A 23947-nucleotide genomic window follows, 5' to 3' on the forward strand; every position below is an offset into this window, starting at 1 on the left:
ATAGAACGCCAGATACGACAAAGCCCTTTAATATAAAGGGCTTTGGGATTTCATGACATTGTATAGAACTAGGTATTGGTACCGGTGGTCGGACTTGAACCGACACGCTTTTAAAGGCAACGGATTTTGAATCCGTCATGTCTACCAATTCCATCACACCGGCGTGTTAGGTGATAAAGTCTGTACTGCTAAACGTTATCGAATTGGGCTACAGGGTTAACTCTGTATAGGCTGCGTATTATAGCAGCCTATTTTTGAGCGTCAAGAATTATTTATCATATTTTAAATAAAAATTCAGATTTTAACCAACAAAGGCGCGTTCAACGGCATAATCTGCCTGTACACCCATACGCGGTGAGACCGTTAGACCAAAATCATCCAAAATAGCTGAGACTTCAGCATTAAACGGCATACTACCGCATATTAGAACGCGATCATCTTCTTTGTTCATCGGCGGCAGGCCGATATCTTCAAAAAATTTGCCAGATTTCATTAAGTCGGTAATACGACCGGTATTTCTAAATTCTTCGCGAGTGACAGTCGGATAATAAATGAATTTTTTACGGAAGTCTTCACCAAAAATTTCATCATTCGGCAGCTCGTTTTCGAACATGTCACGGTAAGCCAAGTCACTAACACCGCGCACACCATGTACCAAGATGACCTTCTCAAAACGCTCGTAGACTTCAGGGTCACGTGCTAATGCTAAAAATGGCGCAACACCTGTACCGGTTGACAGCATATAGAGGTTTTTACCCGGTAATAGATCATCTAATACGAGAGTGCCCGTTGGTTTTTTACTGACCAATAGCTCATCACCAACTTTAATGTGTTGCAATCGCGACGTTAATGGACCGTCTTGTACTTTAATGGAGAAAAACTCCAAATGTTCTTCATAATTAGGACTGGCAATCGAGTAAGCTCGTAGCAACGGCTTGCCATCAACGACCAAACCAATCATCGCAAACTCACCATTACGAAAACGTAAGCCGTCGTCGCGTGTGGTTTTGATGCTAAATAGTGCATCATTCCAATGATGAACCTCTGTAACCGTTTCGGTGCGGAGTTTTGACATAAATTCCTCGTTAGTAAGTGGTAATCTGTATCAATCTAAATAAGTGCTGAATACCCATTTTCTATGATAAAGTCAAAATGGTACAAAATTTTAATAGAAGATGGATGCTATTGAAGATGGATGCTATTAATGCTAATTAAGCCATCACTTTGTTATTTTAACATTATTATTCGGCGTTATAAGGTGATGCGACGCGCATGACCGCGATTTTTAAACCATTATTGATGAATGCAAGCCATTCTCAATAAATTTCTCGCTCATCATAACAAACTTTAAAATAAAAATCCGTCAAGCGGCTTTGGTATAGCATGATAAAATGGAATATCGTTAGTGAGTTATTATCTATAATTAGTCACAGTTGGCTTGTGTAGCGCTAATTTTTAACTATAAAAACCTATTTTTTTGGATTTGATTTATGTCCTGTCAGGATGATTCTTCTTTGAGTAATCATATAGCACCGATTATCGGCTACCATCATGCGCCGCTTTCACAAAAATTTGGCGCACCAAGACAGCCAAACCTGGTTGCTTTGACTAGTGTTATTGAGATGATTGCGCCTTATGATACGCCAGCGGCATTTATCGGTCTGGAGGATTTTAGCCATATTTGGGTCAGCTGGCAGTTCCATCACAACTATTTGTATAAAGACAAGCAGGCTAATAAAGCGGATAGCAGCTTTCGTGCACAAGTGCGACCGCCACGCTTGGGTGGCAATCAGAAGATAGGCGTGTTTGCCAGTCGTAGTATGTATCGACCTTCAGCGCTTGGGTTGTCTGTGGTTAAGCTGGAACATATTGAGATTATAGAAGGGCGAGTGTTACTCATCATCAGTGGTGCTGATATGATAGATGGCACGCCAGTTATCGATATCAAGCCCTATGTGGCTTATAGTGATGTATTACATGAGGCACAAAGCGGTTTTGCGCCCTCTGCGCCGCATTTGTTGGCTGTGACTGTCACTGAATTTGCCTATGAGCAGTTTGTTCAAATGATAGACAATCAACGTATTCATAATGAAGCAGAAAAAACCGCTCAAAATGAAAAAGCAACGGTAAAAGTGGTCATTCATAAAATGCAGAAACAGTTGCTTATGCCTGATCTCGATAATATTAAAGCGTTGATAGCACAAGACCCACGTCCTGCCTATCGCCGTACGGAGATACATATGCTATTTGTTATGCGCTATAAGTCTGTTGATGTGAGTTTTCAATTGATAGATTCAGGTGAGCTACAGATAACGGCTGTCGTCACAATATAGTTAAGATAAATATTGTCGCCGACCAAATGCTCTAAACCATAAAAGAAGAAAAATATGCCAGCTCAACAGTACTCGATGGTAATTGATTTGCGTTGGTGCCTCGATGAATTGTTGGCAGATAAACTAATCGATCAACGTGGCTATAATTTGGTCATTACTAGCCGCCGCAATAAAGTGCAGCATCCGCTATTGACTATTAGTGAGTTTGCTCTGACAAATGGTCACGCACTTGATAATGATTCTGATAATAAATTAACGCTGGCATGGCTCAATCAATGGTTGGCTGCCAAAGCAGATATGCCACTTATCCGTATTGACCCGTTAAAGGTTGATGTGCCGGCGGTGACGCAGCTGATGTCGTTTGAGTATGCCCGCTCGCAGCATATTTTGCCGATTGAAGTAACGCTTGATGAAGTGGTTATCGGTACCGACCAGCCATTTTATACCGACTGGCACGCTAATATTGAAAAACTCATCAAGTCAAAAAGCTATCGTACGGTATTTATCAATCCTGAACAGATGAGTCGTTACCGGCAAGAGTTTTATCAAGTTACGCAAGCGATTGCTGGTGCGAATTCTCTGCACAAGCGTGCGGCATCTGATATTACCAATGTCGAAGCACTATTGCAGCTAGGCGATAACACAAATCCTGATGCTAATGACCAACACATTGTGAAAGTGGTTGATTGGCTGTTGCAATACGCCTTTGAGCAGCGTGCCAGTGACATTCATTTAGAACCACGCCGCGAAACAGGCAAGGTACGTTTTCGTATCGATGGCGTGCTGCATAGTGTCTATGAAATGCCACTTGCGATTATAGTGGCGGTGACCGCACGTATTAAAATATTGGGGCGGCTAAATGTGGCAGAAAAACGTAAGCCGCAGGATGGACGATTAAAAACCCGCACACCAAAAGGCTTAGAGACTGAGCTGCGTCTCTCTACCATGCCGACAGCTTTTGGCGAAAAGCTCGTAATGCGAGTATTTGACCCTGAGGTACTGGTACGCTCATTTGCACAGCTTGGTCTATCGGGTAAGCAGCTGGAGACTTGGCACGAGCTTACCGCGCATCCAAATGGCATTATTTTGGTTACCGGTCCGACAGGTTCTGGTAAAACCACTACCTTATATAGTACGCTCAAGCAATTGGCGACTGAGCAGGTCAACGTCTGTACCATTGAAGACCCCATTGAAATGATTGAGCCAGCATTTAATCAAATGCAGGTCAATCCAGGGGTTGATTTGCACTTCGCTGATGGCATTCGCTCTTTAATGCGCCAAGACCCTGATATTATTATGGTCGGTGAGATTCGTGATGCTGAGACTGCAAATATGGCAGTGCAAGCGTCCTTGACAGGGCATTTGGTACTATCGACTCTGCATACCAATGATGCACCAAGCTCCATCACCCGTCTGCATGACCTAGGCATTCAGCCATTTTTAACCTCAGCAACGATATTGGGCATCATGGCACAACGTCTATTACGGACATTATGTTCGCATTGCAAACAAGCGGTTGATGTTACGCCAGATAGTGAGATTGCCATTCAATGGCAGGAGCTCGTACAGCCGTGGCGCGCGCCCGTGCCAGCGCAAATTTATAAAGCGCAAGGCTGCGAGTACTGCCGACACACCGGTTATCAAGGTCGCGTTGGTCTATATGAAATCATGCCATTATCCAATGAGCTAAAAAAACTGGTCGCTGCCGATGCCAATTTAGAGGCGCTTAAGCAGCAAGCCTATCGTGAAGGTATACAGCCACTGCGTCTATCTGGTGCGAAGCGCATTAGTGAAGGGGTAACAACCATGGAAGAGGTCATGCGTGTGGTACCGTTGCATTAAAAATAGGTTTCTTAAGCAGTGCTTGAAAAGCGCACTCTTTACAACAATAAATACGATATAAATTGAATTTTTCATCCTAATAATTTTTTTAAATGACTACAACGAGATTGTTTATGTTTACTGATAGCCACTGTCATCTTAATCGTTTAGATTTAACCAAGTACGATGGTCAATTGTCTGGCGCAATTGCTGCGATGAAAGAAGCTAATGTTACCCGTGCGATGGCAATTATGTGTGATTTTGCTGAATATGATGAAATTGCCAATATTATCAAGATTTATGGCGATGAAACCTTAAACCTTGGTATGAGCGTCGGCATCCATCCCTGTGAAGATATCAGCGTCTTACAAGCGGTCACAATTGAGCGTTTGATAGAAACCGCTGATACTGATCATGTGTGGGCAATAGGAGAGACGGGGCTAGATTATTACTGGTCAACGGATAATAAAAAAGCGCAACAAGCCAGCCTTGCCCATCATATTCATGCCAGCCAACACCTAAAAAAACCACTTGTCGTCCATATGCGTGATGCCAAAGAAGATACGATTGATATCTTAAAAGCAGAAGGTGCTGAGCATGGCATTATTCATTGCTTTACTGAGGATTGGGAGACGGCAAAACGCGCCTTAGATTTAGGGTTTTATATCTCATTCTCAGGTATTGTCAGCTTTAAAAGCGCCCAAAATATCAAAGATGCGGCAAAAAACATGCCAAGAGATAGAATATTGATCGAAACGGATAGCCCCTATTTAGCGCCTGTCCCCAAACGCGGCAGACCTAATGAGCCGGCGTACGTGCCTTATGTCGCCAGTTGTATTGCAGAGATGTATGGCTGTAGCGCGGAAGAGGTCGGTGCACTCACTGCAAAAAACTTTGAGAATTTACTAGCACAGTATCATTAAAATGGTTATGCTATGACCACTCAGTCATTTCTTGCACGTGGCAGCTATATTATGCGCGCCGCCTTATAGTTTTAAGTATAAGTGCATGATTATAAATGATTATTTATCAAACATACGCGTATTCCTTTGTTTTGTTCGTCGCGCAATCTTTGTATTATTTGATATTCTAGATGCCGATACGCCAATGCAAACTGTGGTCATATGTACGATATTGTCAAGTTTTAGGAGAGGTTATGAGTCGTCAGCATCAATTCAAGGTACGAGAAGAGAATATCTTAGCAATGGCAGAGCAATTGCTACTTGAGTCAGGCGATGGCAATATCACTTTAGACAGCTTGGCAGACCAGCTTGATTTGGCTAAAGGCACACTATATAAGCATTTCTCCAGTAAAGATGAGCTTTATCTGCGTATTATTATTCGTTATGAAGAGCAGTTGTTTGAGATTAACCGAATTGATGACTGCCCATCGGCAGGCGTTGCTCGTATGATTTTTCAGCAGCTGTTTAATCCACAAAAAGCCATGCTACTCAATCAAATCGAAGAGCGTTTAGCAGCATCAGTAACGGGTCTTAATCGCTTGTTCGGTGAGCTTTATGATATTCGCCGTCAGCGTATGAAACGCTTAATTGATATTATCAGTGCTTACTTAAAGGATGAGCACAGCAGTTTGAGCACGCGTGATTATTTATCTTCTATCTGGGCAATGGGTCAGGGCGGTGCAGGGCTGTTGAATTCAAGCTTTTATCAGCGTTATTTGGGACGCCGCGATACTCTGCGTTATGCCTTTGTCCAGCAAATGCTAGAGCTGCCAAGCCATTATCCGGCGGTTGATGATGAGGTGATGGATGAGGATATGCAGGAATTGGTTGAGCAAATTGATACTGAGTCAGAAGAGCATCGCAACACCAATTATTAGATTTTCTATAACTCTTCTATAAAAATCCTACGCCATCGATAACATATAGTAAGCCCAGTATAAAAATGATACAGCGGGACTGGAATGAATTTTTTGCAGCCTCTGTCTGCGCAGGCACAGCACGCCAGAAAAATTTATACCAGTGCCGCGTCAAAACATGATGTATCTACTTTATTTAGAATCGACTATATCATCATACGCAAGCGGGCTTGACGCTGGTTGAATCTGATGGACGGCGCAACTAGCCAACAAAAAGCCCAAAGAGGTCCGCGTGGTGACGCAGCGACTTTGGGCATTTCGACCGAATTTTTGATGGTTATCATTAAACGATAATTATCAAAAGGCAATAAAACATATATTTTATTAATCGCTTAAGCGAGTTTCTTCAGTAGACTTCCAGTTGTAAGCACCATAGAACAGCATCTGAGCTTGGCGCGTGCAATTATGTAGCATAAGCTGCTTTCTCTCTTCAATCTCAGCCAAATCGACTTCATCATCATGAGCTTCAGTATAAGTCAGCTCTAGCCAATCAACAATCCAAGAAAAGAACATATTAACCCCAGCCTCAGCCAGTAGCCGACGATCATAGGTGTTAATATGGGTAAAAGCAGGCTGTAGCGCCAAATCGTCTGCTAAGTTTTGATCATGCTGTTTGATAAGCTCATTGATGGCTTTACGTACGGCGTCCGAGCCACCATAACGCTCACTGACCAAAAACTGCCAGTAGTAAGGTTGCTCACTGACCATATGCAAAAACAATTGAATACTTTTGGCTATTTGACGCTCAAAGCTGCGTTTGCGTCCAATATGTAAACTCTCACTTAAGGTGGCTAATGTACCACCCAACTCCTCAATCACCAAGGCACGCCCGAGCGATTCCATATCATCGAAATGGCGATAAAATGCGGTTGGCACTACGCCAACCTCACGCGTGACTTGTCTGAGGCTAATAGAGCTAAAAGACTGTCCTGTCATACATAAATCAAGCACTGCATTAAAAAAGGCGTGCCGAGTTTGAAGTTTTTTTTGTTCGCGACTGCTCATAATATTTCAAAATTAACTGATAGCTGTCTATCATACTCATTTCATTACAAAAATACGAATGAAATAGGGGGTTATAGTGGATAATTTGGTTTTTAGACAATGGTTCCCCAATGTCCTTGTAACTCTTGGGCCAATCGATAAGCTTCATGGTCATTCATGCCCGTTACAAAGTCTAAAACGTTAAGCATATTTTGATAAATGTCAGCTGATAACACGCGGTGATGCTCATCAAGATGTGGCTGTAGCAATCTTAGCAGACGCTGTTGTTCAAAGGACATCGGTGTGCTTATCTCATTTGTCCAAGCTAACGGCATAAAAGCATCCAACAGGCGATGCAGGCATTGATTGGCCATTAGCTCCATACGTACTTTACTTGGATGGTTAAAGATTTTTTCACGTGCCAAGTCTTTGGCTTGGGTAATACCGCTTTGAACCGTTGCATCACAATGCGCAAATAGGCTGCCATTTAATGTTCCCGCCAGCATCATATCGCTATTGGCAACAAAGGCATCGGTGACGCTATTGACCAAGCGCATCATTGCCCGTGCACGTAGTGATGCCAGATGTTGCCTGATGGACATATGCGCAGGCAGGCTGATAGCGCTAGGACGCTCGCCAATAAGCTCATAGAAGATAGCAGCCACCTCAGCGTAAGTAAGCATATTCAGATTGATGCCATCCTCTAAATCTATCAGTGCATAGCAGATATCGTCCGCGGCTTCTAATAAATAGGCGAGGGGATGGCGAGCAAAACCACCATGATGCTCAGAGCGTGGCAGACCCAGGCATGCTGCTAGCTCTTCTAATTGTGCTGCTTCACTATAAAAGCAGCCAAATTTCTGTACCTTAGTTGATACATTATTTTGATGGCTATTTTGATGGCTATTTTGAATGTCATTATTGCTATGTGTCGCAAGCCAAGGGTATTTCATAAACGCGCCTAGCGTGGCACAAGTTAAGCGCATACCGCCTGCATCAGGGTGATGCTCATTACGGGTGAGTATGCGAAATCCTTGGGCGTTACCCTCATAAGCCAGTAAGTCTAATTGCTCATTGCTGCTCATATTTTGCAGAATTGCTTGGCGTTCAGAATGCATAAACCAATCACGAATGGCATACTCTCCCGCATGTCCAAAAGGTGGATTGCCAATATCATGAGCGAGGCACGCTGCTTGCACAATCACACCCACATCAGCTGCTGTTACACCGTCAGGTAAACCACCTTCTAACTTATTATGGAGCTTCTCTGCTGCCATCACGCCCAAAGAGCGTCCGATACAAGAGACTTCAAGCGAATGCGTTAAGCGTGTATGAATACCCAATTGATTGGTAAGAGGATGTACTTGGGTTTTTTGATTCAGTTGACGAAAGGAGTGCGAAAATACCAGTCTGTCATAGTCTTTATGAAAAGAGGAACGTGCGCTGTCTTGAGCAGGGGCTTTTTTATTGCTACCCAAACGCTGGGCACTAAATAGCTTTGCCCAATGGCTACGGCTATTAAGCGGTTTATTAATAGGAGCGGTCATAGTTTATAGTCCATTATTTCTATTGTTCTTTTAGATTATCTTAAGGTTTTTTAAAAATTAGTACTGCTATGGTCAAAATACTCTAAAAAAGCTACGGTACTGCTGGTATGAATTTTTTTTGCTTGCTGTGCCTACGCAGACAGAGGCTGCAAAAAATTCATACCAGCAGTACATAATGTATCGATATGACTTTTTACTGACTATAGTATAATAAAAAAAGCCAGCATCGAGGCTGGCTTTTGGTTATTCTATGCTAAGGCTGTGTAAGCAAGCTATCTGCTATTAAACGTTAAAACGGAAGTGCATCACATCGCCATCTTGTACGATATAGGTTTTGCCTTCTAAACGAGATTTGCCGGCAGCAGCAGCACCTTTTTCACCGTTGTGTTCGATAAAGTCGTCATAAGCAATCACTTCAGCACGAATAAAGCCGCGCTCAAAATCGGTATGAATCACGCCCGCTGCCTGAGGTGCGGTTGCACCAACGGCGACTGTCCATGCGCGTACTTCTTTAACACCCGCGGTAAAGTAAGTTTGCATATCAAGCAAATCATAACCACCACGAATCACTTGGTCAAGACCCGCTTCTTCCATGTCCATCTCAGCCAAGAAGTCTTTTTTATCATCTTCATCAAGCTGGGCAATTTCAGATTCGATTTGGTTGCATAGCGCAATAACGATAGAGTCTTCGCCAGTCGCATAGTTACGTACTGCGTCAAGATAGGGATTATTCTCAAAGCCATCTTCGCTGACGTTAGCGATATACATGGTAGGTTTAAGCGTAATTAAACCATAACTTCTGATCAATTTTTTCTCATCAGCGTCTAGATTGGCGGCGCGTGCGGCTTGACCTTCTGCTAATAATGGTTCGATTTTTTTGAAGATATCAAGCATGGCTTGCGCGTCTTTATCGCCGCCCTTGGCTTTTTTGGTTAAGTTAAAAATAGCACGCTCAACGGCTTCTAAATCGGCCAATGCCAATTCAGTATTGATGGTTTCGATGTCATCAATCGGGCTGACGCGACCATCGACGTGTACGACGTTGTCATCATCAAAGCAACGTACGACGTGTGCAATGGCGTCGGTCTCACGGATATTGGCTAAGAATTGGTTGCCCATGCCTTCGCCTTTTGACGCACCAGCGACCAAACCTGCGATATCAACAAACTCCATCGTCGTTGGTAGTACGCGCTCAGGGTTAACGATGTCAGCCAGTTTCTTTAGGCGTGGGTCAGGTACAGGAACGATACCCGTGTTGGGATCTTTGGTACAAAATGGAAAGTTTTCAGCGGCGATACCCGCTTTGGTCAAGGCATTAAACAGGGTGGATTTACCCACGTTTGGTAGACCGACGATGCCGCAATTAAAACCCATAATAGTCTCTCAATATAGTAATAGAATCAATTCGCTTAAAACTTCATTAAATGTGAAATCAAAATTGGGCGTATTGTAGCAAATTTAACCCAATATGGGTGAGGTTGTTATACTGGTTGAGTGGCATTCCATCGCGCCGTATGAGCCGCCTTTTCGGTTTTTATATTATGCTAATCTACCATGGTTAAAGTGTTTTAATATATTTGGCGACTAAGCCTGCGCCGACTCTATTGGTAAATATTAGTGATATTGCGAATAGCTATCATATATCTAAAAGTCAGTTGACCAAGATTATTCATCCGCTCGGACAGCTTGGTTATATCGATAGCGTGTCCTCAATTCATTGCAAGATGAATTGAGGACACGCCCTAGAAAAACAAATCATTAGTTAAGTGTTTTCAAGCTTAGGTCGTGCTTTTGCAATGGCTTTTAACAAGGCTTTTTCAAACTCGCGATTTTTAAATTTAACCAAATAGGAGTGAGCCGCGCAAAAATTCTGAGTATCACGCCAATCATGTGCCAACTTGGTCACCCAATCACAGTATTGCTTGCCAGCGTTAGGCTCATTTTTTAGCGCTTTTTTGGTCGTTGGATGCAGCAATAGCTCAGGCAATATCGCTTCTAGTAATTTGGTTGGTGGACTCATAAAAGTGTCATTGACATGTAAGCTCTTACTGTCAGGATGGAACACCAGTAGCGAACCTGCATGAATCATCTCATTGGGTGCGATATAGTGAATGCCTTGTGACATTGAGAACTTAAGCTCAGTATAACGCTCAGCGACCGCATCACTTTCGACCAAATCCTTTGCCCATTGCATTTCAGGCACTTTTTTATGATGGCGACTACTGCCATAAAAGGTAGCTTGCGGAAAATCTTTGGCCATTTGCGCGCAGTGCACGGTGTGAAAAGGATGAACGTTAAGCACCGCTTCGACATCTTGCCCATTATTGGTCAGCGCCATCACTTGCGCTCGTACTTCATCAGTCAAGGTATAACTGTCTAAAAAAATAAACCTTCCAGACGCAAGCTTAACCAATGAGCATTGCGTACCGATATTTAGCACACCGCCTAAGCGAAACGTGCCACGAATGTTCCAAAATCCTGCACCCAAATCTATGATTTTATCGCTCATTAATACTCATCCTTATGGTTTGTTTTCTTAAACTATATACGAATGTAGAAATGTATTGGTTCGATGTTGTGTTGGTACTGAATTGGTACTGAATTGACAGTTTGGGTTGTTTACTCGGCTAACCATTTAGTAAGCAATTCATCAATTTCCGCTTTAAACTCTTTGTCTTCGATTTTATTGGCGGTAATTTTTGCATTTTGTAGGCTAGTAATAGCGGCGTCTTTTTGCCCCAATTCAACTTGGATAACTGCCATAGAAAACGCAATGGATGACAGATGGTCTTTTGAGTTGATGGCTTTGGCTTTCTCTAGCGCCTTATCATAAATGACTAACGCTTCGTCTAACTCTGCGGTGAAATCAGCCAAGGTTTCCCATTGTTCTGGGTGGTCTTTATCAGTATTTTCATTGTCAACACAAACTGTTTTTAACTCGCTATATAGCCAATTAAAGGCTTCTTGATGTCCTTTTCTATCGGCTTCGAGTAGCTTTTCAGCCAAGGTATAAACGGACTTATATATTTTGGTGTTAATCATGAATCACATCCTTTTTAAAATTGAGCATAGCGTTTTAGGTAAAGCGGTAAGCAACATATGGCTGAAACTAGGGGCATAACTGTAGGTAAAATACGGACAAATCGTTATTTTAACCCCATTTATGTTACTAGCAAGCGGCATATATAAATAGGGACTGTAAAATAGCACCCTACCTGCGCTGACTCAATAGACGATTGAGTTTATCCGCTGTTTATTAATGCGCTGCGATGAAAATACAGTTAATAACGTCTTGCTTCACAGCTGCGCCTGTAGAAGCTATCAATGTTGAAAAAGAAGATGTATATTTAGTATGGATAACGCCGCGTAAACAACATACAGACACCTGAGTGTATTTGCTATTATGATAAAATAACATATTGTTTTTTGCGATACTCCTTATCCCTATCACTTTCGCCGATCTAGCCCAAGCTAAAAAGGCCGCTATATAGTCAGCACTATTTTGAATAATACGATTAACAACGATGCTAAAAACAGTACCAATGCAGATACTAATACTGATAAGCTATCCAATAAAAATAGCCAAATACCTGATGCACCGTTGCCTTTTGATTCGCCCTCATGGGTATTGAAGATGACTATTGGTCTGATTGGGATGTTTGCTTTTTTGCAGGTATATTCTATTCAGGCGGTTTTGCCAGTATTGATGATGGATTTTTCAGCCACTGAAGTGCAGGCAGGGATGATTGTTGGCGCAACAGTGATGGCGATTGCCATTATGTCACCATTTTTGGGGATGCTGTCGGATGCTGTCGGGCGCAAATCCTTTATTGTTGGAGCATTGTTGTTTTTAGCGATACCCACCGCTTTAATCGCCCAAAGCCCGAGTATAGGCTGGCTTGGCATGTGGCGCTTTATGCAAGGGTTGTCTGTCCCAGGCATCACGGTGGTGACCATTGCCTATATCGGTGAGGAGTTTGAGGGGCGGGCTGTTACAGAGCTTATGTCATTCTATGTCTCAGGCTCGGTACTGGGCGGCTTTATGGGGCGGTTTTTACTGGGGCATTTGCATGAGTTTATTGGCTGGCGTCATGGCTACTATGTGATGGCAGCCATGACGCTCATCGGTGCACTCTGGGTTGGTAAGATGTTGCCATCATCGCAGCATTTTGTGGCCAATCCAAACTTTCGCTCAGCGATGCAGACACTTGGTGAGCATCTGACCAATCGTTATGTCGTAACGGCATGTTTGCTAGGTTTTTGCGTGCTTTTTTCGCTCGTGGGCTGCTTTACCTTTATTAATCTGCATCTTGCTGGCACGCCTTATGAGCTTAGCACTGGTGCACTTGCTAATATTTTTGCGGTGTATTTAATCGGAGTGATTATTACGCCATTGTCGACCACATTATTACGTCGATTTGGAGCAGCACGCACCGTCCGAGTAGCAGTGATTTTTTCGATGCTCGGGGCGCTATTAACACTGGTCACTCCATTATGGGGTATCGTCGTTGGGCTTGCTATTATGTCGTCAGGCGTCTTTATCACCCAAGCGGCGACCATCAGTTATATTGCAGTCAATGTCAAAAAAGGTCGCTCATTAGCCTCAGGTTTATATTACATGGCTTATTATGCGGGCGGCACTATGGGCGCATGGCTATGCGGCATCATTTATGCACGTGGACAATGGTCACTGACTGTTTGGCTATTATTGTTTGTGCAAGTATTGGCACTTTTGGTGGCAAGTTTTGGCATGATAAAAACAAAACCGCGTCCTGCCTAATACCAGACAAACTAACATAAGAGATAAAATAAGCTATCACAAGCTGAGAGATTGAGAAACGATTATTTTCGAATACTGAGTATTGTGCTACTTAGGTGTCGTGCCTTTATATGAGGCTAGACATGAGGCTGGATTTTTCTTACTATCAAGAGGTTATTAATAAAAATATTACCATGTAATTATGACCGACCGACAGCCAGTCAATCGGTTTTTATCTGCATTCAAAAATACTATAAATAAGGACGTTAAATTTATGTCAAATATCTATCACAGTGCGCCATCAGCCTATGATTTTCCGCTGCTGGTTAAGCAGTTATTAAACCGTGCCAAAACCGTATCACAAGATCAAGAAATCGTTTATGCGGATAAAAAACGCTTTACTTATAAAGACTTGTTTAACCGTATCAATCGCTTGGCGAATGTTTTAGACGGCTTGAACCTTGTTGCTGGTGATGTGGTCGCAGTGATGGATTGGGATAGCCATCGCTATCTTGAATCCTACTTCTCAGTGCCGATGTCAGAGTACATTTTGCAGACGGTTAATATCCGACTGTCCCCCGAAAAAATTCTCTATACCATCAATCATGCGAAGCCTAAAGTGCTGTTACTCAACTCTGAATTTGCGCCATTGGTCAAAGATTATCAATTTGAAAACTCTAGCATTGAGCACATCATTTGGCTGGATGATAATGGCGTGACCTCTGATGGGGTATTCGGTGGCAATCAGAACCGCGTCAAAGGTGAGTATGAGGCGCTACTTGCTGCCGCTGATGACCATTTTGATTTTCCAGATTTTGATGAAAACACCATTGCCACGACTTTTTATACCTCAGGTACGACAGGGGATCCAAAAGGGGTGTTCTTCAGCCATCGTCAGTTGGTACTGCATACGCTGACTGAAGCGGCATCCATTGGCATGTTGCCAAACAAGCAAGGAGTCAGCTATGGCGATGTGTATATGCCCATGACGCCGATGTTCCATGTCCATGCGTGGGGTTTTCCGTTTACGGCTACTATGACGGGTCTCAAGCAAGTATATCCTGGGCGTTATGCACCGAATCTGTTGATGGATTTGATTATCAATGAAAAGGTCAGTATCACCCATTGTGTACCGACGATTTTGCAAATGGTACTCAAAGAAGCGCAAGACCGTGATGCCAGCTTTAATGGTCTAAAAATGATTATTGGTGGTTCACGATTAACTGAGGGCTTGGCAAAAGCGGCGATGGATCAGGGTATCGAGGTATATACCGGTTACGGTATGTCGGAGACAGCGCCTTTGATTAGCTTGACGGATTTTAGTCTTAATGAGCCGCTGCTGAGTGAAGAAGAGGATATTGCTCGCCGCTGTATGACTGGTAAACCTGTGCTTATGGTAGATGCCCAAGTGTGGGGAGAAAGCAATCAGCCAGTCGGTACTGGTCAAGAAAATACAGGCGAGCTGGTATTACGAGCACCGTGGTTGACCCAAAGCTATCTAAAAAATGACGACGCTGGCAAAGAACTGTGGGAAAACGGTTATATGCACACCCAAGACATTGCCTATATACGCCCTGATGGCTATATTAAAATCACGGATCGCTTAAAAGACGTGATTAAATCAGGTGGCGAGTGGATATCCTCGCTAGAGATTGAGACGATTTTATCGCTACATCCTGCGGTGGCGGATGTGTCCGTGATTGGCGTACGTGATAAGCAATGGGGCGAGCGTCCACTAGCATTGGTTGTACTCAAATCAAATTGCCAAGATACCAAAGTCGATGACATCAAAGCGCTGGCTGAGCAGGCAGTGGCCCGCGGCATCATTCCAAAATACGGTGTGCCCAGTCAGTTTAAGTTTGTCGATGAGCTACCAAAGACCTCTGTTGGTAAACATGACAAAAAAGTGATGCGTGAGATGTATGCCAATCAGTCCGAGGTATAGATTTTTTAAAGCGGCGCAACTATTGAGCAGATAACGGGCTTAATAGTTGACCTTTATGATTGGCTCTGCTACAGTTTAAACCGATACAAATCGTATCGGTTTTTTAGTTTTGGCAAGGATGGCCAGTCTTATATTATGATATTATCGGACACATCATATCGCATCACCCATCATTTATGCTAAGGACAGCTATTATGAGCGCGCAAACCGCCACTGCAGTGACCAATCAAACGTCAACCCAAACGTTTCAGAAACCAACTACCACTCAAAACTTTGCTGATATTTATCAGTCTTCTATTGAAAACAAAGAGCAGTTTTGGGCAGAGCAAGCTAAGCGTATCTATTGGCACAAAGAGCCTGAGCAGATTCTTGATGACAGTAATTTGCCATTTGCGCAGTGGTTTGTCGGCGGCGAAACCAATCTTTGTTATAACTGTGTCGATCGTCACCTTGAAGAACGTGCAGAGCAAGATGCCTTTATTTGGCTGTCATCAGAGATTAATCAAGAACTCATAGAAACATATCCTGCTGTGATCGATGCTTTTAAAGACTTGGGGAATAACGTTGAGTTTTATACCGACTATACTAAGCGCCGTTTGACTTATAATGACCTTTATAAAGAAGTTAATTATTTTGCAGACGTATTAAAGCGTCACGGTATTGAGAAGGGCGATCGTGTCATCATTTATATGCCGATGATTTTAGAGGCAGCTTATGCAATGCTCGCATGTGCGCGTATCGGTGCGGTGCATTCAGTGGTATTTGGCGGCTTTGCTGCGCATAACTTAGCCATTCGTATGGATGATGCTGAAGCAAAAATGGTCATCACGGTAGATGCAGGTTTGCGTGGTGGTAAAGTCATAAATTATAAGAGCCTTGTCAATCAAGGTATTGAGCAGGCGGCTGTTAAGCCTGAGCATGTATTGGTGGTCAATCGTGGTATTTTGCCATTTGAAGTAAAAGAGCTGGATGTGGACTATGCCACTGAGCGTCGAATCAGCTGTGAAGCCAATGTTATCGTCGAGCCAGTATGGCTTGAGTCCAATACGCCATCGTATCTGCTTTATACTTCTGGTACGACGGGCACACCCAAAGGCGTGCAGCGTGATACTGGCGGTCATGCGGTAGCACTGACTACATCGATGGATTATATATATGATGGTAAGGCAGGCGAGACGTTTTGGGCGATATCTGATATCGGTTGGGCAGTTGGGCATTCTTATACCATCTATGCGCCATTGCTCGCTGGCATGACCAGTATCATATATGAAGGCTTGCCTCATCAACCCAATCCTGGTATTTGGTGGCGAATTGTGGAAGCCAACAAGGTCAATATTTTGTTCACTGCGCCGACCGGTGTGCGTATGCTTAAAAAACAAGATGAGACATGGATGACGCGCTACGATGTCTCAAGCGTCAAATCGTTCTTTTTGGCAGGTGAGCCACTAGATGAATCTACTGCCAGTTGGCTGACCAAGCATTTAGGCGTACCGATTTTAGACCACTATTGGCAGACGGAATCGGGTTGGCCTATTTTGAGTAATACGCCCAGATTTAATGATAAACCGCATAAACAAGGCTCGCCTGGTTATCCTATGTACGGCTACGATGCACAGGTTATCAATGAAGAAACCGGCGAGCCGTGTAAAGCGGGTGAAAAAGGTTTGCTTGCGATTCGCGCACCCTTACCACCGGGCTGTTTAACCACGGTTTGGCGTAATGATAAGCGCTTTATTGACAGCTATTTTAGCTTAGCAGATAGCAATCAATATTCGACGTCAGACTATGCCGTGGTCGATGAAGATGGTTATTTTCATATTCTTGGTCGTACCGATGATGTCATCAACGTCGCCGGGCATAGACTGGGCACCCAAGAGATTGAAGAGGCGATCAGTAGGCATGCAGAGGTCGCAGAGTGTGCGGTTGTGGGTATTCAAGATGAGCTAAAGGGCGAGCTACCGATTGCTTTTTGTGTGCTCAAAGATTATGAACTGGTGGCAACGACTGAAAATCGTTTCCGCCTTGAGCAGCAAGTGATTGGCGCGGTGGTAAAATCCTTGGGCGGTATTGCAAGGCCTGCAGCGATCTATTTCCCGCAAGCACTACCAAAGACGCGCTCTGGCAAGATCCTGCGCCGTGCCATTCGGGCATTAGCAGAGAATAAACCCACTGGTGATATGTCTACCCTTGATAACCCAACGGCTATCGATGCGGTCAAGCAATCAATGAAAGATTACTAAGCATGTTTTAGAATCTCGTTTATCTGAAAGAGCTCATGAATATTCATGAGTTCTTTTTTATTGGTTTTAATCATTTGATGAAATTAGTAGATAAGTCATACAGTGACATTAACTTTGTTAAAAGAATCATAAAGGGCTTGACCCTAAAATTGTTTTATTGGTATAGTTAATAACGATACGAAATAAATCATTTTAAAATTATATAATAAAATGATAAATTCAAAACCTTCAATATTCTAAGACGTCATCTAATGGCAGTCTTGCTAACAAGATAAGGATATCTTATGCACCACGTTAAGCAGCTCATCAATGGTCAGTTCGTTGATTCTAATACTAGCGAATGGATTGACATTACCGATCCTGCCACTCAAGAAGTTATCGCTAAAGTTCCGCAAACCACAGACGATGAAATCAATCAAGCCGTCGCTGCCGCTCAAAAAGCTTTTCAAACATGGCGTAAGACCCCAATCACCACGCGTGCGCGTATCTTCTTAAGGTATCAAGCACTCATTCGTGATCATATGGATGAGCTGGCAGAAATCTTGACTGCAGAGCAGGGCAAAACGATTGCTGATGCGCGTGGTGATGTATTTCGTGGTTTAGAAGTGGTGGAGCATGCTGCTGGGATTGCGAATTTGCAGATTGGCGACTTCGTTGAAAATGTCGCTTCAGGCGTTGACACTTACAGCATCTGGCAGCCACTTGGCGTCTGCGCAGGTATCACACCGTTTAACTTTCCAGCGATGATTCCACTGTGGATGTTCCCAATGGCGATTGCCACGGGTAACACTTTTATCCTAAAGCCTTCTGAGCAAGACCCAATGGTGACCATGCGTTTAGTTGAGCTTGCGGTTGAAGCGGGCGTGCCTGAAGGGGTGCTAAACGTCGTGCATGGCGGCAAAGCCACAGTTGACGCGATTTGTGATCATCCGGATATTAAAGCAGTCTCTTTTGTTGGTTCGACCAACGTCGGTAAACATGTTTATGAGCGTGCCAGTCAATCAGGCAAACGCGCACAGTGTATGATGGGTGCAAAAAACCATGGCGTTATCTTGCCGGATGCTAATAAAGAGCAAACACTCAATCAGCTAGCAGGTGCGGCATTTGGCGCTGCTGGTCAACGTTGTATGGCGCTGTCTGTTGTTGTCCTTGTCGGTGCCGCTGGTGAGTGGATTGATGACATTAAGGCCAAAGCAGAGGGTTTAATTGTCTCAGCAGGTAAGCACGATAAAGATTTGGGTCCACTGATTTCTCCTGCGGCAAAAGCGCGTGTTGAGCATTTGATTGGCACAGGGGTAGAAGAAGGGGCGAGCTTGATACTTGATGGTCGTGGCATTACAGTTGAGGGTTATGAGAAGGGCAATTTTGTTGGTCCAACTATCTTTGATAATGTCACAAGCGACATGCAAATTTATCAGCAAGAAATCTTTGGACCTGTTCTGTGTATCATGCGTGCCAACAGCTTAGATGAAGCGATTGAGCTACTCAATGCCAATCCGCATGGTAATGGTACGGCTATCTTCACTCAGTCAGGGGCTGCGGCGCATAAATTTCAACAAGACATTCAGGTTGGTCAAATCGGTATTAACTTGCCGATTCCTGTGCCACTACCGATGTTCTCGTTTTCAGGCTCACGCGCTAGTAAGCTTGGTGATTTGGGTCCTTATGGTAAGCAAGCGGTGCAATTTTATACCCAAACCAAGACCGTTACGGCGCGCTGGTTTGATGATGAAGCAAGTCGCGGCGTCAACACGACTATTTCAATTTAATGCTGAGTCACCTATAGTTGAAATACTTTAAAGTCGCTACCGTATTGCTGGTGTAAATTTTTTGCAGACTCTGTCTGCGTAGGCACAGCAAGCAAGAAAAATTTGCACCAGCAGTATGTGTTGTATCGATATTACTTTTCACCGACTATATATTTGCACTGACGACTTAACATACCCTATTCAGCACAAGGATGACCCCATGGATTTTTCATTAACCGATGACCAAATTGCCTTTCGCCAAACTGCCAGACAGTTTGCCCAAAAAGAGCTTAAGCCCAATGCCGCTGAATGGGATCGCACCTCGCATTTCCCAATAGATGTCATCAAAAAATCAGGCGAGCTTGGATTTTTAGGGTTATATGCCAACCCTGAGTATGATGGCTTGGGTCTGCCGCGTTTAGATTCTGCCATGGTTTTTGAAGAGCTAGCATGGGGTGATACCGCGGTGGCTGCTTATATGAGTATTCATAATATGGCAGGCTGGATGATCGGTGAGTTTGGTAGCGATGCGTTGTGCAAGAAATATTTGCCCAACATGGTCAGCGGCGAATGGCTGGGCAGTTATTGTTTGACGGAACCCAATGCCGGTTCTGATGCTGCATCACTGCGTACCAAAGCTGATAAGCAAGGCGAGTATTATGTCCTTAACGGCGAAAAAACCTTTATTTCAGGTGCAGGCTCAACCGATGTATTGGTCGTTATGGCTCGTACGGGCGGCGCAGGACCAAAGGGGATTTCAGCATTCGTCGTTGATGCAGACAGTGCTGGTATTGAATACGGCAAAAACGAGCATAAAATGGGCTGGAAGGCCCAGCCAACACGGACGATTAGCTTTAAAGATGTCAAAGTTCCAGTAGAAAACCTCATCGGCGAAGAAGGTCAAGGTTTCCGTATCGCCATGAAAGGACTTGATGGTGGCCGGATTAATATTGGTATCTGTGCGGTAGGGACAGCGCAAGCGGCGCTAGAGACAGCGACCAATTACGTCCAAGAGCGCAGTCAGTTTGGCAGCCCGATTGCCAGCTTACAGTCGGTACAGTTTAAGCTTGCCGATATGCTGACTCAAACCATTACCGCACGGCAAATGCTCTATTTAGCGGCCAGTAAAGTCGACAATAATGATGTGCAAGCCTCTACTTATTGCGCGATGGCAAAGCGTTTATCGACGGATCTTTGTTTTGATGTCGCCAACGAAGCTTTGCAGCTGCATGGTGGCTACGGTTATCTCAATGAGTATCCGCTTGAGCGTCATGTGCGAGATTTGCGCGTGCATCAGATTTTGGAAGGCACCAATGAGATTATGCGCGTGATTGTCTCGCGTCAGCTCTTACAAGACGAGGCACTGAGCCAACTGCGTTAACCTGTTTATATGAATAAAATGATTTTATGATAAGGATGTTTGATCATGACGGATTATACCAACTTAAAACTATCGATTGATGGCCATACTGCAACGCTAACCCTAAATAACCCACCTGCTCATACGTGGACGATGGACAGTCTCAAGGCGCTTAAGCAGCTGGTCACTGATCTCAATGCCAATGATGAGGTATATGCCTTAATTATACATGGCGATGGCGAAAAGTTCTTTTCGGCGGGTGCTGATTTAAATAATTTTGCAGATGGTGATAAAGGTCGTGCGATCAGTATGGCGATAGCCTTTGGTGAAGCATTTGAGGCGCTGTCAGCCTATCGCGGCGTTAGTATCGCGGTTATCAATGGTTATGCGATGGGCGGTGGTCTTGAGTGTGCGCTCGCTTGTGATATCCGTATCGCAGAAGACCATGCCCAAATGGCGCTACCTGAAGCAGGTGTTGGTTTATTGCCATGTGCCGGTGGTACACAAAATCTAACGGCCTTAGTGGGCGAGGGCTGGGCAAAGCGCATGATATTATGCGGCGAGCGCGTCGATGCCCAAACCGCACTTCGCATTGGCTTAGTCGAAGAAGTTGCTGCGAAAGGTGAAGGATTACAAGTAGCTCAGGCATTGGCGCAAAAAGTCGCTAAGCAATCACCGGTTGCGGTCAGTTATTCTAAAGCGCTTATCCAAGCAGCAAGACACACACCACCTGCGAAAAACCTTATTCATGAGCGTGAAGCTTTTGTTAAATTATTTGATACTGAAGATCAGCGTGAAGGTGTGCAAGCGTTCTTAGAAAAGCGTAAGCCTGTTTGGCAAAATAAGTAAACGATACTTCAGTTATTTTAACCAACAGTCAGTTTAACCAAAATAATATTTTCTCACTTTTTCATTTTGTAGGTCACTTTTATGACAGCAGCTATAGAAGGCACACCAGACGCGCCGGTATTATTCAGCACCGAGCCGACAGATTGTGGTCACCTTATTGGGATAATGACGTTAAATATGCCAAAGTCTCTTAATGCCCTGAGCGTTGAGATGTGTCAATTATTATCACAACAACTAGAGCAGTGGGAAGGTGATGATCAAGTGGTGGCATTGCTATTAAAAGGCGCAGGCGATAAGGCGTTTTGTGCAGGCGGTGATATTCGCAGGTTATATGACAGTATGTCAACAACGGCGCCTATGCCGAACCCTTATGCGACCGATTTTTTTGGTCATGAATATAATCTCTATCGAAAAATGCACTTTTATCCCAAACCATTAATCTTGTGGGGCGACGGCATTATTATGGGTGGGGGTATGGGGTTGATGGCAGGCTGTAGCCATCGACTGGTCACTGAGCGTACCCGTTTTGCCATGCCTGAGATTACCATTGGCTTATTCCCCGATGCGTCTGGCAGTTGGTTCTTACAGCGTATGCCTGCCAAAACAGGCTTATTTTTAGGACTGACAGGGGCGCAGTGTAATGGCAGCGATGCGCTACTGGTTAATCTTGCTGAATATGCGGTTGCTAGTAATGATTATGACGCCATCATGCAATGTCTGAAGCAAAGTGACTGGCAGACGACAGCTGATGCGGACAATAAAGAAAGCCATAAAGAAAATAACAACAGCGCCCATAGCATCGTGAGTCGAGCACTGGCGGCGCAGCCCGTTGCTGAACTGCCTGCTAGTAAGCTGGCACAGCATTGGCGTGCTATCCAGCAGCTGATGAACAGCGGCGGCTTGGGTGACATTGATGCGCTATTACAAAGTGATGAAGCCCTTACACAACTTGATGCAGATTTTTCTGCCGACAGTTGGACACAGCGAGCCGTAGCAACCTATCGACATGGCTGCCCAGTGACTGCGGCGTTGACCTATGCGCTATATCATAAGGTGACGGATTTATCGCTAGAGCAAGTCTTGTATCTAGAGACCAATGTTGCTGTACATTGTGCGGCTAACCCTGATTTTAAAGAAGGCGTAAGAGCGTTATTGATTGATAAAGATCGCAGCCCGCACTGGTCACGTACGTTAGCTGACTGCTTGAGCGTAGAGGGGCAAAACTATATCCAGCAGCACTTTACCAATCCTTATGATAAAGGTGAGCATCCTTTAGATGATTGGCTTAGCAATGCAGCATTGGGTAATGAAGCGGTCCGCTAACTATATATTTAACAACTGATTTAAGCCAACTTAACTGGATTAAGTGACTGGATTAAGTGAAATCTGAAAAACTAAAACTAATTGCACAATCAATCATCAAGGAGCGATGAGATGGCTACAAACGATAAAGGCTCAAGTAATACAACTACGACTGATAATGACGGTACTACAGCAAAGCCAAATATCGCCTTTATCGGACTTGGTAATATGGGCGGCCCAATGGCAGAAAACTTGTTAAAGGCAGGTTATACGCTATCGGTTTATGATTTATCTGCAGAGGCGACCGCGCGCTTGCAACAAGCGGGTGCCAATATAGCAAACAGTCCTAAAGACGCTGCCCAAAATGCCCAAGTGGTTATCAGCATGTTACCCGCAGGCAAGCACGTCCATTCTGTCTATTTAGGAGAAGATCGCTCTAAGGGTTTACTTGCAGACTTACCAAAAGGTACTTTGGTGATTGATAGCAGTACGATAGCCGCCGCTGACGCAAGGAAGGTAGCAGAAGCTGCGAGTAAGCTTGGTATCGACTTCTTAGATGCGCCAGTCTCTGGTGGTACAGGCGGTGCCATCGCTGGTACGCTAACCTTTATCGTTGGTGGTAGCGACGACGCATTCGCTAAAGCTGAGCCGATACTGGCTGTCATGGGCAAAAACATCTTTCATGCAGGCGAGCATGGTGCAGGACAAGTTGCAAAAATCTGTAATAACATGCTGCTTGGGATTTTGATGGCAGGAACGGCAGAAGCGATTAATCTGGGCGTCAAAAACGGTCTCGACCCGAAAGTGCTATCCGATATCATGCTGCAAAGCTCAGGCCGTAACTGGACGCTAGAGGTCTATAACCCTTATCCGCAAGTGATGGAAAACGTCCCATCGAGTAATGGCTATCAAGGTGGCTTTATGAGTAAGCTGATGCAAAAAGACCTTAACCTTGCTATGCAGACTGCTCAAGATACCAATGTTGAGACACCAATGGGCGCTAAAGCAACCGAGCTTTATGCCGCGCATACCGTTGAGAATGGCGACAGAGATTTTTCTAGCATTATGGCGCGTTACGACAGCTCTGTATTGTCTTAAAACATCAAAAACACAACTAAAAAAGGTCTGCATTATAATAATAGTGCAGACCTTTTTTAGTTGTTTCTGGCTTATATGAGCG

The 23947-nt window shown here is 44.1% G+C and carries 19 protein-coding genes and 1 tRNA gene; 13 read left to right on the top strand and 7 right to left on the bottom strand.

Annotation, left to right across the window (positions count from 1 at the left end):
* Positions 1-76 precede the first annotated feature (76 nt).
* Positions 77-163: transfer RNA gene (locus tag PSYC_RS04615), tRNA-Leu, on the bottom strand.
* A 138-nt stretch (positions 164-301) separates the two neighbouring features.
* Positions 302-1075, bottom strand: coding sequence for a ferredoxin--NADP reductase (locus tag PSYC_RS04620; RefSeq protein ID WP_011280164.1), 774 nt, complete (start codon positions 1073-1075; stop codon positions 302-304).
* Positions 1076-1490: 415 nt separating this feature from the next.
* On the opposite strand from PSYC_RS04620, the gene tsaA reads away from it, so the two are divergent.
* The 4 genes from tsaA to PSYC_RS04640 all read left to right on the top strand — a co-directional run bounded on the left by tsaA (position 1491) and on the right by PSYC_RS04640 (position 5994).
* Positions 1491-2333, top strand: coding sequence for a tRNA (N6-threonylcarbamoyladenosine(37)-N6)-methyltransferase TrmO (tsaA, locus tag PSYC_RS04625; RefSeq protein WP_011280165.1), 843 nt, complete (start codon positions 1491-1493; stop codon positions 2331-2333).
* 54 nt (positions 2334-2387) lie between these two features.
* Entirely contained in the window at positions 2388-4175 is a 1788-nt protein-coding gene (locus PSYC_RS04630; RefSeq protein WP_011280166.1) for a GspE/PulE family protein, read from the top strand.
* Between the two features lie 113 nt (positions 4176-4288).
* Entirely contained in the window at positions 4289-5077 is a 789-nt protein-coding gene (locus PSYC_RS04635; RefSeq protein WP_041757591.1) for a TatD family hydrolase, read from the top strand.
* Positions 5078-5310: 233 nt separating this feature from the next.
* Positions 5311-5994 (top strand): TetR/AcrR family transcriptional regulator, encoded by a 684-nt coding sequence (locus tag PSYC_RS04640; protein WP_011280168.1) that lies wholly within the window; start codon positions 5311-5313, stop codon positions 5992-5994.
* Between the two features lie 363 nt (positions 5995-6357).
* On the opposite strand, the gene PSYC_RS04645 is transcribed toward PSYC_RS04640, so the two are convergent.
* The 3 genes from PSYC_RS04645 to ychF form a co-directional block, all read right to left on the bottom strand.
* The gene (locus tag PSYC_RS04645) at positions 6358-7038 is read right to left on the bottom strand and encodes a TetR family transcriptional regulator (protein ID WP_011280169.1); all 681 of its coding nucleotides are present in this window, start codon (positions 7036-7038) and stop codon (positions 6358-6360) included.
* Positions 7039-7130: 92 nt separating this feature from the next.
* On the bottom strand, positions 7131-8564 hold the full coding sequence (locus PSYC_RS04650) for a deoxyguanosinetriphosphate triphosphohydrolase (RefSeq protein WP_011280170.1): 1434 nt from the start codon (positions 8562-8564) through the stop codon (positions 7131-7133).
* Positions 8565-8846: 282 nt separating this feature from the next.
* A complete protein-coding gene (gene ychF, locus PSYC_RS04655) occupies positions 8847-9938 on the bottom strand; it encodes a redox-regulated ATPase YchF (protein WP_011280171.1) in 1092 nt (363 codons plus the stop codon).
* Positions 9939-10141: 203 nt separating this feature from the next.
* On the opposite strand from ychF, the gene PSYC_RS11365 reads away from it, so the two are divergent.
* A complete protein-coding gene (locus PSYC_RS11365) occupies positions 10142-10297 on the top strand; it encodes a hypothetical protein (protein ID WP_406621530.1) in 156 nt (51 codons plus the stop codon).
* Positions 10298-10326: 29 nt separating this feature from the next.
* On the opposite strand, the gene PSYC_RS04660 is transcribed toward PSYC_RS11365, so the two are convergent.
* Both PSYC_RS04660 and PSYC_RS04665 read right to left on the bottom strand, forming a co-directional pair.
* Positions 10327-11073, bottom strand: a complete 747-nt coding sequence (locus PSYC_RS04660; protein ID WP_011280172.1) for a hypothetical protein — start codon at positions 11071-11073, stop codon at positions 10327-10329.
* Between the two features lie 110 nt (positions 11074-11183).
* Positions 11184-11606, bottom strand: a complete 423-nt coding sequence (locus PSYC_RS04665; RefSeq protein WP_011280173.1) for a hypothetical protein — start codon at positions 11604-11606, stop codon at positions 11184-11186.
* A 592-nt stretch (positions 11607-12198) separates the two neighbouring features.
* Here PSYC_RS04665 and PSYC_RS04670 point away from each other — a divergent pair.
* The 8 genes from PSYC_RS04670 to mmsB all read left to right on the top strand — a co-directional run bounded on the left by PSYC_RS04670 (position 12199) and on the right by mmsB (position 23865).
* Positions 12199-13344 carry an MFS transporter gene (locus PSYC_RS04670; RefSeq protein ID WP_011280174.1) on the top strand — a complete coding sequence of 382 codons (1146 nt, stop codon included), beginning with the start codon at positions 12199-12201 and terminating at the stop codon, positions 13342-13344.
* A 253-nt stretch (positions 13345-13597) separates the two neighbouring features.
* Entirely contained in the window at positions 13598-15268 is a 1671-nt protein-coding gene (locus PSYC_RS04675) for a fatty acid--CoA ligase (protein ID WP_011280175.1), read from the top strand.
* Positions 15269-15462: 194 nt separating this feature from the next.
* A complete protein-coding gene (locus PSYC_RS04680) occupies positions 15463-17508 on the top strand; it encodes a propionate--CoA ligase (protein ID WP_011280176.1) in 2046 nt (681 codons plus the stop codon).
* A 284-nt stretch (positions 17509-17792) separates the two neighbouring features.
* Positions 17793-19277 carry a CoA-acylating methylmalonate-semialdehyde dehydrogenase gene (locus tag PSYC_RS04685; protein ID WP_011280177.1) on the top strand — a complete coding sequence of 495 codons (1485 nt, stop codon included), beginning with the start codon at positions 17793-17795 and terminating at the stop codon, positions 19275-19277.
* Between the two features lie 199 nt (positions 19278-19476).
* On the top strand, positions 19477-20637 hold the full coding sequence (locus PSYC_RS04690) for an acyl-CoA dehydrogenase family protein (protein WP_011280178.1): 1161 nt from the start codon (positions 19477-19479) through the stop codon (positions 20635-20637).
* A 45-nt stretch (positions 20638-20682) separates the two neighbouring features.
* Positions 20683-21465, top strand: a complete 783-nt coding sequence (locus PSYC_RS04695; protein WP_011280179.1) for an enoyl-CoA hydratase — start codon at positions 20683-20685, stop codon at positions 21463-21465.
* Positions 21466-21546: 81 nt separating this feature from the next.
* On the top strand, positions 21547-22788 hold the full coding sequence (locus tag PSYC_RS04700; protein ID WP_011280180.1) for an enoyl-CoA hydratase/isomerase family protein: 1242 nt from the start codon (positions 21547-21549) through the stop codon (positions 22786-22788).
* A 111-nt stretch (positions 22789-22899) separates the two neighbouring features.
* Entirely contained in the window at positions 22900-23865 is a 966-nt protein-coding gene (gene mmsB, locus PSYC_RS04705; RefSeq protein WP_011280181.1) for a 3-hydroxyisobutyrate dehydrogenase, read from the top strand.
* Positions 23866-23947: the final 82 nt, after the last annotated feature.

The organism is Psychrobacter arcticus 273-4 (assembly GCF_000012305.1).
In the GTDB taxonomy this organism is placed as follows: domain Bacteria; phylum Pseudomonadota; class Gammaproteobacteria; order Pseudomonadales; family Moraxellaceae; genus Psychrobacter; species Psychrobacter arcticus.

Coding starts and splice junctions, on each gene's coding strand:
- PSYC_RS04620 (WP_011280164.1), bottom strand. CDS start 1,075: ATGTCAAAACTCCGCACCGAAACGGTTACAGAGGTTCATCATTGGAAT.
- tsaA (WP_011280165.1), top strand. CDS start 1,491: ATGTCCTGTCAGGATGATTCTTCTTTGAGTAATCATATAGCACCGATT.
- PSYC_RS04630 (WP_011280166.1), top strand. CDS start 2,388: ATGCCAGCTCAACAGTACTCGATGGTAATTGATTTGCGTTGGTGCCTC.
- PSYC_RS04635 (WP_041757591.1), top strand. CDS start 4,289: ATGTTTACTGATAGCCACTGTCATCTTAATCGTTTAGATTTAACCAAG.
- PSYC_RS04640 (WP_011280168.1), top strand. CDS start 5,311: ATGAGTCGTCAGCATCAATTCAAGGTACGAGAAGAGAATATCTTAGCA.
- PSYC_RS04645 (WP_011280169.1), bottom strand. CDS start 7,038: ATGAGCAGTCGCGAACAAAAAAAACTTCAAACTCGGCACGCCTTTTTT.
- PSYC_RS04650 (WP_011280170.1), bottom strand. CDS start 8,564: ATGACCGCTCCTATTAATAAACCGCTTAATAGCCGTAGCCATTGGGCA.
- ychF (WP_011280171.1), bottom strand. CDS start 9,938: ATGGGTTTTAATTGCGGCATCGTCGGTCTACCAAACGTGGGTAAATCC.
- PSYC_RS04660 (WP_011280172.1), bottom strand. CDS start 11,073: ATGAGCGATAAAATCATAGATTTGGGTGCAGGATTTTGGAACATTCGT.
- PSYC_RS04665 (WP_011280173.1), bottom strand. CDS start 11,606: ATGATTAACACCAAAATATATAAGTCCGTTTATACCTTGGCTGAAAAG.
- PSYC_RS04670 (WP_011280174.1), top strand. CDS start 12,199: ATGACTATTGGTCTGATTGGGATGTTTGCTTTTTTGCAGGTATATTCT.
- PSYC_RS04675 (WP_011280175.1), top strand. CDS start 13,598: ATGTCAAATATCTATCACAGTGCGCCATCAGCCTATGATTTTCCGCTG.
- PSYC_RS04680 (WP_011280176.1), top strand. CDS start 15,463: ATGAGCGCGCAAACCGCCACTGCAGTGACCAATCAAACGTCAACCCAA.
- PSYC_RS04685 (WP_011280177.1), top strand. CDS start 17,793: ATGCACCACGTTAAGCAGCTCATCAATGGTCAGTTCGTTGATTCTAAT.
- PSYC_RS04690 (WP_011280178.1), top strand. CDS start 19,477: ATGGATTTTTCATTAACCGATGACCAAATTGCCTTTCGCCAAACTGCC.
- PSYC_RS04695 (WP_011280179.1), top strand. CDS start 20,683: ATGACGGATTATACCAACTTAAAACTATCGATTGATGGCCATACTGCA.
- PSYC_RS04700 (WP_011280180.1), top strand. CDS start 21,547: ATGACAGCAGCTATAGAAGGCACACCAGACGCGCCGGTATTATTCAGC.
- mmsB (WP_011280181.1), top strand. CDS start 22,900: ATGGCTACAAACGATAAAGGCTCAAGTAATACAACTACGACTGATAAT.